At 47.1% G+C, this 13,634-nt stretch carries 4 protein-coding genes; all 4 read right to left on the bottom strand.

The window, feature by feature from the left end:
- Positions 1-24 precede the first annotated feature (24 nt).
- Positions 25-957, bottom strand: a complete 933-nt coding sequence (locus POV27_RS04835; RefSeq protein WP_272861608.1) for a PorP/SprF family type IX secretion system membrane protein — start codon at positions 955-957, stop codon at positions 25-27.
- 33 nt (positions 958-990) lie between these two features.
- The gene (locus POV27_RS04830) at positions 991-2,244 is read right to left on the bottom strand and encodes a T9SS type B sorting domain-containing protein (RefSeq protein ID WP_272861607.1); all 1,254 of its coding nucleotides are present in this window, start codon (positions 2,242-2,244) and stop codon (positions 991-993) included.
- Between the two features lie 26 nt (positions 2,245-2,270).
- The gene (locus tag POV27_RS04825; protein ID WP_272861606.1) at positions 2,271-10,619 is read right to left on the bottom strand and encodes a hypothetical protein; all 8,349 of its coding nucleotides are present in this window, start codon (positions 10,617-10,619) and stop codon (positions 2,271-2,273) included.
- A gap of 117 nt (positions 10,620-10,736) precedes the next feature.
- Positions 10,737-13,634: beta strand repeat-containing protein (locus tag POV27_RS04820; RefSeq protein ID WP_272861605.1), on the bottom strand; the 2,898-nt coding region annotated here is incomplete at its 5' end.

The following is a 13,634-nucleotide window of genomic DNA, read 5'->3' as shown; positions in this document are numbered from 1 at the left end:
TATAAATTCCAACCCTGTTTCTTTTTAAAAGAATCGAGGGGATATCTTCCTACGTACGCGCGTGAAGAGTTCCCATCGCAGAAAAATTTCATGCGAGCCGTTATTGTACTGCCCTAGATCTGTGGTATCCAGATCGTAAGCATATCCTATCATTACCTGATCATTTACCTGAAAACCAGCCATTCCACTGAACGCAGCATCCAAACGGTAAGCACCTCCCAGATAAAAACTGTCATCGTACAAGAAGTTGGCCGAAAGGTCCACCCCTACCGGAGCACCCGACACCCCTCTTGCCAAAAAGGCGGGTTTAAACTTCCACATTTGGCTCAGTTCGAACACGTAGCCTCCCGTAAGGAAGACGTGCGCCTTTTCGGAAGCGGTAGAAATGGTCGAGCTGTCATAATGTTCTGTCTCCAACAGGTTCGGGGATGAGAGTCCTACATACCAATTGTCTTGATGCAGCATGAATCCCACCCCTACTATGGGCTGAAACCTGTTGTCTATGTTGGTCTGGAAAACGGGCTCCGTTGGGTCGTAGATAAGTAATTTGGTGTAATCGACATCTAACAATTGGAAGCCCGTCTTCAGCCCAAAACTAAGTTTTGCATCGCTACGCGATAACTGTATGGTATAGGAGTAGTCTATTACAAGATTGTTCTCTATAGAAGGACCTATCTCTTCATTGTAGAAGGAAGCCCCTAAACCAACACCCCGTTCTCCTATGGGAGTATTCATAGAGAATTGTGCCGTCTTAGGAGCACCATCCAGTCCTACCCATTGGCTACGGTAAATTCCCGTAAAACTCAGCATACCGCGTGTACCCGCATAGGCAGGGTTTATGGTCGCTGTGTTGTACATGTACTGGGTATATTGCGGGTCCTGTTGGGCCCATCCCGAGAGGGTCATCAATACCATGCATGCACAAGCGATTATATATTTTTTGCTATTGAAAATCATGGATCATCAAGTTTTTATTTCACATTTCATCTACTATTGGGTTTCCAAATACAGGAAACCTGCTCTTCGTACGCGCTGAGCGGGAATTTGTTCGCTTCCCGGGAAATCATATTCTAAAATGTAATAGTAGGTCCCCGTGGGTAGCGGTCTGTTCTTATCTATGGTAAGGCGGCCGGCCGAATATCCTCGGAAGACGTTGTTCGTTTCGTTGTAACCGCGGGTGCTGAATACTTCAACTCCCCAGCGATTGAAAATCTTTACCTCATTGTTTGGGTAGCGGTCTATCCCGTCTATGAAGAAAAAATCGTTCTTGTCATTATCATTAACCGAAACCCCGGTGTAGATCACCACATCGTCAGGCAGTATTTCTTCTGTTTTTACCAAGGCAAGGGTAAAAATGCCATATCCGTCCACTTCTACTATGGTGGTTACCTCATCGTTGGCTGCATCTGCCACACCTCCCATATCTACCCAAAATCCTTGGGCTTCGTCCCATCGTACAATGTGAATGGCATTGGGATTGGCATTGGTTATAAAGGAGGGCGAAGTGTTTTCGTCCCAACCAAGGGTAAGAAGAATGTCCGAAGTTCCCGCTGTACGCTCTACCAGCCAGTATTCGGTGTCATCGATTCGTTCGATGACACCGGCTGCTAAATTATGGGGAGTTCCGGGCGTATCACTGCTTTCATGGAAATAGTGCCCCGTAAATGTATGGTTGTTGTTGGAAGGAGCACTTATGGCTGCGGGACGAAAGAAACCTCCATCCCCAATGGGAAATTGAAAGCCCGTATCGCCCACCTTGATCACTTCTCCGTCTACATGACTGGCATGACTTGTCTGAAAGTGAACCGCATTTTGTTCAAATTGAAAGGTCCCCCCAAAGGTATCGTTGTCTACCACGCCTTCATCGAAAGTAGCCTCGTTGGCTACATTAAGACTTCCCGAAAGCTGGAAGGCATTTACACTACTGCCGTTAGAAAACTCTACGTCGTACAGGTAACTGGTGTTGGTACCGGAGATATCCTGAATGGCGAATCCACGGAAACGTGTCATGCCACCATCTATATAATCTACCACCCCATCGTTGTTGAAATCGGCATAGAGATATACGTCCCCATCATTGAAAACCGTTCCTGAAGGCGTATTGTTAAAATCGTTCATGACTCCAACCTCCGTATTGGGAAGTACCGTCATCTCGCCGTAGTTCGCTGTTTGAGCTAGCAAACTTGTACTGCATCCAAACAGTAACAGCAGCGCTGTCCGTACTATAAATCGTTGTATGTTCATTGTACTGTTCATTTGTGTCATTTTCCTTAATTACCGCCTTTACCAAATTCCATTGGTTGCTCACTGTTGTTCATAAAGTATTTTCCGTGGCGCATGTAGTCGATCACACCTGTCTCTCGATAGGCCACCTCACTGGTGTCACCTATCTGGTTGTCTAAAGTTGCACTTGGGTCATCGATCACTCCGTTGGGATCACTATAGCTAGCCCCTATACTGGCATCGTCGTCGATACCGTCACCATTGGCATCATTACCACTTAGGGTGAGGCCGGACTCGGTACTATCTGGTAAGGTATCGTTATCGCTATCCGTATCCAGATAGTCGGGATTGTCCACACCATCAGTGTTTACGGGTGTCATAAAATCACCTCCAAAATCGCCCGTGGCGTCGTCTGCATCGAACAAAGCAATAACTCCGTCGCCGTCATTGTCGTCATCGGTAACGTCCCCATCATTGGGGTAGTTAGTAGCAAAGTTGGGGGTTGGGAAAGCTTCTACGGTATCCGGGATGCCATCGGCATCACTGTCTAGGTCTATAAAATCATTTACTGTATCGGTGTCCGTGTCTACGGGAACCGTTCCTATAGAGGCCGTCGGGGTGATATCTCCCGTATCGGCATCGAAAATGTCCATAAGCCCGTCACCATCCAGATCGGCATTGCCCGCTCCCAATACAGCCTCTGCCTCAGCGATGGAGATCGTACCATCGTTGTTGGTATCGTGCGCCAGATTGGCATAGCCACTTTCATAAAAGTCACTAATCCCGTCGTTATCACTGTCCAGATCCAGACAGTTGTCAATTCCGTCAGTATCGGTATCTCCCGAACCAAAAGTTCCTTCGAACATACGAATTCCGTCCATGGCCATACACTCTAATTGTGCTGATCCATCGGAGCCCGGATCGGAGAAAAACTCCAACCGCATGGTGGTTGCCGTAGCCGTGAAGACAAGTGCCTCTTCCTGCCATACTTGATTTCCCTCTCCTAAATAGGGCATTTCGGAAGAATATTGTGTAGTGCTTCCAAAATCGACACGCCATCTCATATTAGTTCCAATAGCAGTAGTCCCTTCAATTCCGGCATTTCCCTGATAGAATACCACTGAGTAGGTCTGCCCTACGACGAGACTTGTCACATCTGTGTAGAAGGATTCATCATTGCCGCCATTGGACCAAGCTCCGGCAAATACCCCTCCATCGGGTGAAGAGGGCATTCCATCTGCCATTCCTCCCCATACGCCGGTTCCTATGGTAGGCATGGGCGAGACCCAGGAATCTGCCGATCCCACGCCATTAATCCATCCTCCTCCGGTTACATTGCTATTAAATACATCTCCACTAGCCACTCCGGCCAAAGATTCGAAGGTTCCGTCGGCGCCTACTATGGGTACAGGAGGTGGACATTCCTGAATATCCAAAATCCCGTCATTATCATCGTCTATATCTACACTATCCGGGATCGTGTCATTATCGGTATCTGTTACCTCCCTATAAGCTACCTCGCTGGTATCCCCAATTTCGTTGTCTAGGGTAGCACTTGGATCATCGATCGCCCCGTTAGGATCGCTGTAACTTGCTCCTATACTGGCATCATCATCAATACCATCGCCATTGGCATCGGCACTGCTTAGGGTAAGGCCGGATTCAGTACTATCTGGTATGGTATCATTATCACTATCCGTATCCAAGAAATCCGGGTTGTCCACACCATCAGTGTTTACGGGTGTCATAAAATCACCTCCAAAATCGCCCGTGGCGTCGTCTGCATCGAACAAAGCAATAACTCCGTCGCCGTCATTGTCGTCATCGGTAACGTCCCCATCATTGGGGTAGTTAGTAGCAAAGTTGGGGGTTGGGAAAGCTTCTACGGTATCCGGGATGCCATCGGCATCACTGTCCAGATCAATAAAATCGTTCACCCCATCCGTATCCGTATCTACAGCAATAGTGCCTATGGAGGCTATTGGAGTGCTATCGCCTGTATCGGCATCGAAAATGTCCATAAGCCCGTCACCATCCAGATCGGCATTGCCCGCTCCTAGTACGGCTTCGGCTTCTGCAATAGAGATGGTACCATCGTTATTCGTATCGTACTCGGGATTGGCAAAGCCACTTTCGTACAGATCGCTAATCCCGTCGTTGTCGCTATCTAAATCCAGACAATTAACAATTCCATCCGTGTCGGTATCTCCCGAACCAAAAGCCCCCTCGAACACACGTATTCCGTCCACTGCCATGCACTCCAATTGTGCTGATCCATCGGAACCGGGATCGGAGAAAAACTCCAAGCGCATGGTAGTTGCTGTAGCTGTAAAGACAAGTGCTTCCTCCTGCCACACTTGATTCCCTTCTCCCAAATAGGGCATTTCGGAAGAATATTGTGTAGTGCTTCCAAAATCTACACGCCATCTCATATTAGTTCCAATAGCAGTAGTCCCTTCAATTCCGGCATTTCCCTGATAGAATACCACTGAGTAGGTCTGCCCTACGACGAGACTTGTCACATCTGTGTAGAAGGATTCATCATTGCCGCCATTGGACCAAGCTCCGGCAAATACCCCTCCATCGGGTGAAGAGGGCATTCCATCTGCCATTCCTCCCCATACGCCGGTTCCTATGGTAGGCATGGGCGAGACCCAGGAATCTGCCGATCCCACGCCATTAATCCATCCTCCTCCGGTTACATTGCTATTAAATACATCTCCACTAGCCACTCCGGCCAAAGATTCGAAGGTTCCGTCGGCGCCTACTATGGGTACAGGTGGCGGGCATTCTTCCAAATCCAGAATCCCGTCATTATCGTCGTCAATATCTACACTATCCGGGATCGTGTCATTATCGGTATCGGCACAGGTCACGGCCAAATTGCCTAAGTTATTGGTATAGTCACATTCGTTTATTGTAGAAAGTGGAAAATCGGTAGGGATGGTAAGCGGCAGGGTGCCTGTACCATCGTCGCTTACCAAAACATATATCGTTGTAGGTAACGTTATTCCCGGAACACTAATGGATTCCGATCCCGATCCCCCGGGAGCAATAGAGGTACTTAGCGTTCCTACTGTTAAAAGTACAGCTCCGCCAACTTGGGGATCCCCGTCATATACGGCTATAGGGGTTCCTGCCGGAAGATCGGCATCACCCAGATTGTCAATATTCACTTGTATAATAGCATCTCCTCCAGTACAATTACTTCCTACCTGTTCGGTAACCGAAGTGACCGATGCATCAGGCAATGGAAGAGTCACGGGTTGACCTGTACTCAATAATCCCCCTACTTGCACATTACTTATATTATAAGGACGAAACGTATCAGGTCCTACCGTATAACTTATAGATGCATTAGTCTCATACTGAGGTACAGTAGCATCGGAGTTTATAGACACAGCGCGATACGTATATTGATTCCAGATATTTCGTGCGGAAGCCCAAGTACTTAACGGACCGCTCTCAAATAGATATAATCCCGTACCTGACGCTCCGTTTCCCGTTATGAGAATCTCCGCCTCACCGTCATCATCCACATCGGCAATTACAGGGTATTCATTTCTGGTATTGGAAGTCAGAGGAAACGTATAAAAGGGAATTCCCGTCTCAGCATCATACACGTGAAGCTCCACTTCATCTCTATAGACGACCTCCTGTTTGCCATCAGCATTAAAATCGAACATCGTGGCTCCTGTCCATTCGGAAGAGGTATCAGCTACAACATCAGTCCATTTTACACTCAATGTACTGTTACCATCGTAATCGAATACACTAAATTGAGTACCGCTTCTTAAGGTTGCAATTTCCGGATAGGGGTCATCATCAACATTCCCGATCATAATGGTAGGGGTTCGAGACAGGTTTAAGTCCCCCGGCAATGCGCTCGACATGAGTATCCCCGTTCGTGGGTTCCATATGTTCAAAATATCTGTTGTGGTATTGGCTGTAATAACATCAAGTGCTCCATCCAGATCCATATCTGCCACAAAAGTAAGACCATCACTAGTGCTAATCCCCGGATAGGTGATTGGCGTTATGGTATTTCCTGCTGTACCCGTAGTATTGGTAATATTTACACTATATACGGTATGCCCAGCAATAAGTTCCAGAGTATCATCGCCTATCACATCGGCTGCAACGGGCAAGGAAAGTCTGAATAATCCTCCCGGAATACCTCGATGTCCTGCTCCTGCATCCAGTAACAGAGCTCCTGTCTGGGCATTAAGTATCTTATTTGACAGATACGCTTCGGGAATACCATCATGGTTAAAATCAGCAAATAATGGTACGTCATCTTCTGCGGGAAGACCGGAAGCAACTGTTGCATTAAAAAGAAGAGTCCCATCGGTATCATAACTACGAAATCTATGTGATGACCCTCCGGCGTCAAAAAACTCTACTCCACCATCACCATCTACATCAGCCAATCCGCCTAAGTTTATTGGCGTACTGCCTTCAATAGCTTTGGTCTGTCCATCAATAATTGATTCAAAACCATGGATGATCTCCGTATTACCATCACCATCTATATCGGCAACATAGACATGCCCTATGGCACTTCCCGATTCTAAAAATGATGCCTCAAAATCCAAGCTGCCCAGACTAACCGGTCCCGTACATGCAAATGGCTGGCTACAATGGGTATACAACCCGCCCGAAGCACTGGGATCGCAAGGGCAGTCCTCGTCGAGGGCATCTATCTTACCATCCAGATCATTATCTATACCATCACCACAAATCTCCGGGCCTATAAAATCAATACCTATTCCACAGGAAGGTACAGCTACCTGTGCAGCAGTGGAATTAGTAAAGGCGGTATTGTCAAAAGTAAAGGTGATCTCGGTTACATCATCTATATCCTCATGGCTGGCACTATTTCCTGAAAAAGTAAGTTCTACCGTCGTTGGTGCCAGTATGGCAAGTGTAGCGGTAAGTCCTGTAGGGACATTGTTGATCGTTACCTGACCTGTCGTCAAAGCTCCAGAACCCAGATCGACAAAGGTATCACCAGTAAGTTCCAATCGTAAAGGTGATCCATTGTTGATACTCCCGTCATTTACTAAAGATTCCAGATAGTCTCCGATTGTAACAAGATCGTATTCATTGATATCATCTCCGGCACCTCCAACTATGTACATCTTACTGTAACTACTGTTAAAAGCAATACCTCCGGGGCTTCCATCCTCACTATTCACTGAGAAGTTGGTCACAAAGGTTCCAGTAGAGACATCAAAGGGGGTACTAAGGGTGTATTGGTTAACATCGTTGCCTGAATCACCACTTACAAACAGTTGGGTACCATCATTATTGAAAGCCACTCCTGTAGGGTTCGTTTCCTGAGTCGCCACAGAAAAGGTATCATTAAAAACAACCGTGGAAATATCAAAAGGCGAAGACAGGTCATACTCATTAATATCATCTCCGGTATTCCCAACAATATACATCTTGGTACCATCTTTATTAAAAGCCACATCTTGCGGGGTAGCCTCCTGAGCACCTATGGAAAAACTTTGAGAAAGAACGCCCGTAGATACGTCATAGGCAATGGCCAATGTATACATATATAAGGTATCACTGGAAGTTCCTACAATGAATAATAGGGTCCCTGCATTGTTAAAAGCCATTCCTGTAGCATTTCCTTCCTCACCGGACACCGAGAAAGAATCCACAAAAGTACCTGTGGATACATCATAGGGTGTAGACAAATCATATTCATCCACAGCATCTGAAGTAAACCCTACAACATAAAGTTTGGTCCCATCATGGTTAAAGGAAATATCCTGAGGATCTGTAGCCTGTGCAGCTACCGAAAAGGTATCTGTAAAACTGGTATTGAAAAGCTCAAGAGGTCCCAAAATGCATGAAAGTGCCGGGGAAATATTGTCTGTAAAATCAATTCCCACACCACAGGAAGGTACCGCTACCTGTGCAGCAGTGGAATTGGTAAAGGCGGTATCATCAAAGGTAAAGGTGATCTCCCCTACATCGTCCACATCCTGATGATCGGTCGCATTGCCCGAAAAGGTAAGCTCTGCCGTGGTTGGCGTTAGTATACTAAGCGTGGCCGTAAGCCCCGCAGGCACATTGTTGATCGTTACCTGACCTGCCGTTAAAGCTCCTGATCCCAGATCGGCAAAGGTATCTCCCGTAAGTTCAAATTGCAGAGGTGTCGAATTATTTACGCTCCCATCATTGGTAAAGGACTCCAGATAATTGCTGATCGTACCCAGATCGTATTCGTTAATATCATTACCTGCATCGCCTACAACATACATCTTACTTCCCGATCTATTGAAAGCGATACCTTCAGGGTTTCCATCCTGACCGCCCACAGAAAAATTGGTCACAAAGGTAGCTGTGGAAACATCAAAGGGGGTGCTAAGGCTATATTGGTTCACATCATTGCCTGCTTCTCCTATTACAAAGAACTCGCTACCGTCATGGTTGAAAACAAGCCCTGTAGGTTCTGTGTCTTCTCCGGACACCGAAAAAGAACTTACAAAACTAGCTGTAGAAATATCGAAAGCCGTTGACAGGTCGTACTCATCAATATCATCTCCTGTACTTCCTGTAATGTACATCTTCGTTCCTGCATTGTTAAAGGTTACATCCTGAGGGGTGACCTCCTGAGCGGATATCGAAAAACTTTGAAAAAAGCTGGCTGTAGAAATATCAAAAGCAGTTGACATGGTATACATATAAACGGTATCCGTGGTCGTTCCCACAACATACAATACCGTACCTTCACTATTCATAGCCATACCTGTAGGGGCCGTTTCCTGTGCACTTACAGAAAAGGTCCCTACAAATGTACCGGTAGATACATCGTAAGCAGTCGAAAGATCATATTCGTTGATATCCACTCCGGCAGCTCCAAGAACGTAAAGCTTCGTTCCATCATGGTTAAAGGACATATCTCTCGGGGCACTCTCTTGGCTACTTACCGAAAAGACATCCACAAAACTTGCTGTAGTAACATCGTAGCTCCCTAAAGTACAAGACAGTAAAGGCGCCAGATTATCAATAAAGTTGATTCCTACTCCGGATGAAAGCGGAATACTTACCTGCGCTACCGTAGAATTGGTAAAGGCCGAATCTGCAATGGTAAAGGTAATCTCCGACAGATCGTCTACATTCTGATGATCGGTCGCATTGCCCGAAAAGGTAAGTTCTACCGTATTCGGATTGATGATCGTCAGGGTCGCTATGAGACCTGCGGGTACACTACCTACTGTTACTTGTGCAGCCGTAAGGGTACCAGATCCCAAATCTGCAAAAGTGTCTCCCGTAAGTTCCAATTGTAAAGGAAAAGTGTTATTAATACTCCCGTCGTTGGTAAAAGACTCCAGATAATTACTGATCGTACTTAGATCGTATTCGTTGATATCATTGCCTGAATTCCCAACCACGTACATCTTACTCCCGGTTCTATTAAAAGCGATGCCCTCAGGAGTAAAATCTTGCCCACTCACCAAAAAGTTGGTCACAAACGTAGCCGTGGAAACATCAAAAGGTATCGACAGAATATAATGGTTAACATCAGCCCCGGTATCTCCCGTTACAAACAATTGTGTCCCATCATTGTTAAAACTCATACCTGTAGGAAAGGTATCCTGTCCGCCCACTGAAAAGGTATCATTGGAAACAGCTGTCGAAATATCGAAAGCCGTGGAAAGATCATATTCATTAATATCATCCCCCGTACTTCCTAAAACATACATTTTTGTACCGTCCTTGTTAAAGGCGACATCTTCCGGGTTGGATTCCTGAGCAGATACGAAAAAACTTTGAAGAAATACTCCCGTAGAAACATCACAAGCCACTCCCAAATCGTATTCGTGTACGGCATCTGAAGAAAGACCAACAATATACAACTTGGTTCCATCATCATTAAATGCCATTCCCGTAGGATTGGCTTCCTGCCCACTTATAGAAAAGGTATCAACAAAAGTTCCGGTCGACACATCATAGGGTGTAGAAAGGTCATATTCGTTGACATCATCTCCTGACAGTCCAAGAACGTACAATTTGGTTCCATCGTCATTAAAGAGCATGTCCATGGGGTTTCCATCTTGGGCAGCCACCGAAAAGGTATCTACAAAACTGGCTGAGCTAACGTTATAGGTTCCCGTAGTATACGTGAGTATGGGAGTTCCACCGCTTATGAATTCGCTTGTAGCTTCCGACTTCGTATCAAAGCTAGGATTAGGAACATAGATTTCTTTTCCAAGGGCAAAATCGCCAAGGCCATAATATCCTATCCCTTCTTGTTGGGTATTTCCCGTGTTGGAAGGAGGAATGAGAGTTGCGTTTACAGGCAATTGACATACCATTGCCATGAGCAATATCCACATCCATTGGTTTGTATGTATAGGGTAAAAAGGATTTTTCATATCGTATTGTTTAATCCAATTTGTTGTTTCCGCTTTGTAAGCTTTTTGAGCATTGTTTCCACATTTTCATCGCCAACCATCCCTACGGAAGCAATGCTCATTATATGCTGTTCGTTTTTAGTATCGAGTTCGTGTAAAATTCAAGGTTACGTCCCCTAGTCGTATGGCACTGTTTCCGGCAGTGCCCACGTCGGTAGCTGTCATTTTCAGTACAATGATTCCTGTATCTCCTGCCCCTATGGTTAATCCAGCGCTGGAGATGTTTACCTGTTGCCAATCCGTCGTGCTCGTACTCGTCGTAGCTCCCAAGGTTGCTTGAGCCGCGGCACTCGTTTCTATGTACACGTTGGCCGTAAAGTTGGCATCCGTGGTTCCTGCATAATCGATTTGGATGGCATTGGTTTCCCAAGCCGCAAAATCGTTGGGTAGGGTAAATCGTAAAATGACATCGTAATCGTTTGTACCACCATCAGTTTGGGTATTGCTCCAGTGGTAGTAGTTCATCCAGTTGTTTGCCGATCCTGCGTTATCACTTGTAAGGAACCCGAGGTTATCTGTTCCGTCTGCGTCCAAAGCCGCTCCTGCGTACTCCGCACTGAAAACCATTTTGTCTACGACGGTAGCCGTTGCATCTAAGTAGACACCTCCGTCGGCACCCGTACTCAAAGCATTGTTTGCGTCCGTGCTCAATAGAGTGATGTCTGCCGTATGGTCATTGGTTCCTGATAGAGTCACTCCTGTAGCAGTTCCATCTGTGGTGACCACCAAATCGGTTTCTATCGCTTGCACCACAGCTTGGTCTATAAAGGAACCTCCATCGGTTCCAGTAGTCAAGATATTGCCAGCATCGGTACTGGTCACATCTGCTGTAGAAGTCGCACCGTCCTCATCGGTATAGGTTACCACTCCACTCGTATCGTTCTGCACCATGCTTGTAGTGGTCTCCCCTGTGATGATCGCACCGGCCAAATCTACACTGTTTCCGTCTTCGATACTCAATATAGTACCCGTAAGGCTCAAGTTCTGGTCATCCGTTCCGGTTCCGTCCTGCACTACCGAGAGGTCTACGCTGTTTCCATCCTCGATGCTCAATGTCGTGCCGGTTAGACTCAAAGTCTGATCGTCCGTACCTGTAAAGGTCACACTGTTCCCATCCTCATCGGTATAGGTATAGGTCCCGTCGCCGTTGTCTACCATCGTAGAGGTCGTCTCCAATCCAGCAAGGTCAACGGTTACGGAAGCACCATTCTCTATATCCAAGGTTAGCATTGTTCCGGTTAAGGTCGCCCCTGTTAGGTCCTGATCGTCCGTACCCACGAAAGTGGTTGCAGTTCCGTCTTCATCGGTATACGTATACGTACCGTCCAAATTGTCTACCAATCTAGAGGTGGTTTCTCCCGCAACAATGGCTGAAGCTAAGTCCACCATGGCAGGAGTACCATCTTCGATATCTACTTGCAGTGTCGTTCCCGTTACAGAAGCACCGGTCAGGTTCTGATCATCGGTACCGCCGATAGCTGAAAGATCCACACTATTTCCATCCTCGATGGTTAGGGTTGTACCTGTAAGGCTCAATGTTTGGTCATCAGTTCCTGTGAAGGTGATGGTACTACCATCGTCATTGGTGATCGTATAGGTGCCATCACCGTTGTCGGTCAAGGTACTGGTGTTGGCATCAAAGGTCACTGCCGTACCGTCCACCGCCGTATGGGTGAAGGTCCCGTCACCGTTGTCCACCAGGGAATCGCTCAATGCCGCCAGGTCCACGCTGTTTCCGTCTTCGATGCTCAAGGTCGTACCTGTCAATGTCAGGTTCTGGTCATCCGTACCCGTAAAGGTGACGCTGTTTCCATCTTCATCGGTATAGGTATAGGTACCGTCTCCATTGTCTACCATGGTAGATGTCGTTTCCAACCCAGCTAGGTCAACGGTTACGGAAGCACCGTTCTCTATATCCACGGTTAGCATTGTTCCGGTTAAGGTCGCCCCTGTCAGGTCCTGATCGTCTGTACCCGTAAATGTGGTGGAGTTTCCATCCTCGTCCGTATAGGTGTAAGTCCCATCTCCATTATCCGTAAGGATAGAGGTTGTTTCATTGGCAGCGATAGCGACTTGATCGAAAAATGATCCTCCATCGGTTCCTGTGGTCAATAGGTTACCCGCATCGGTACTGGTCACGTCTGCTGTCGATGTACCACCGTCTTCATCGGTATAGGTAATCACACCATTCGTATCGTTCTGTACCATCGAGGTTGTCGTCTCTCCGTCGGTGATCGCACCGGCAAGATCCACCATGGCAGGGGTACCGTCTTCGATATCTACTTGCAGTGTCGTTCCTGTTACAGAAGCACCCGTCAAATTCTGGTCATCACTTCCGATCACCGATAGGTCTACACTGTTTCCATCCTCGATGGACAGGGTCGTACCCGTAAGGCTCAATGTTTGGTCATCAGTTCCCGTAAAGGTCACACTGTTACCATCCTCATCCGTATAGGTATAGGTGCCGTCTCCGTTGTCTACCATGGTAGATGTCGTTTCCAACCCAGCAAGGTCTACAGTTACGGAAGCACCGTTCTCTATATCCACGGTTAGCATTGTTCCGGTTAAGGTCGCCCCTGTCAGGTCCTGATCGTCGGTCCCTGTAAATGTTGTTGAGTTTCCATCCTCGTCTGTGTATGTATAGGTTCCGTCACCGTTGTCAACTATGGTAGAGGTCGTCTCGAAGGCCACCACAATGGCAGCGATGTCGACCGTCTGGGCCACACCGGCCTCATTGGTATAGGTGATCGTCCCATCACCATTGTCCACAAGGTTGGTTACCGTTTCATTCCCTGGGATGTCGATGGTGGTCGTGTTACCGTCCTCGTCTGTGTAGGTGTATGTTCCGTCGCCGTTGTCCACAATGGTCGAAGTGGTCTCGAAGGCCACCACGATGGCAGCGATGTCGACCGTCTGGGCCACACCGGCCTCATTGGTATAGGTGATCGTACCGTCACCGTTGTCCACAAGGTTGGT

It is taken from the genome of Aureisphaera galaxeae (genome assembly GCF_028561275.1).
Lineage (GTDB): Bacteria > Bacteroidota > Bacteroidia > Flavobacteriales > Flavobacteriaceae > Aureisphaera > Aureisphaera galaxeae.
The sequence above is the reverse complement of the archived record's forward strand: the minus strand, read 5'-3'. Positions and strand labels throughout refer to the sequence as shown.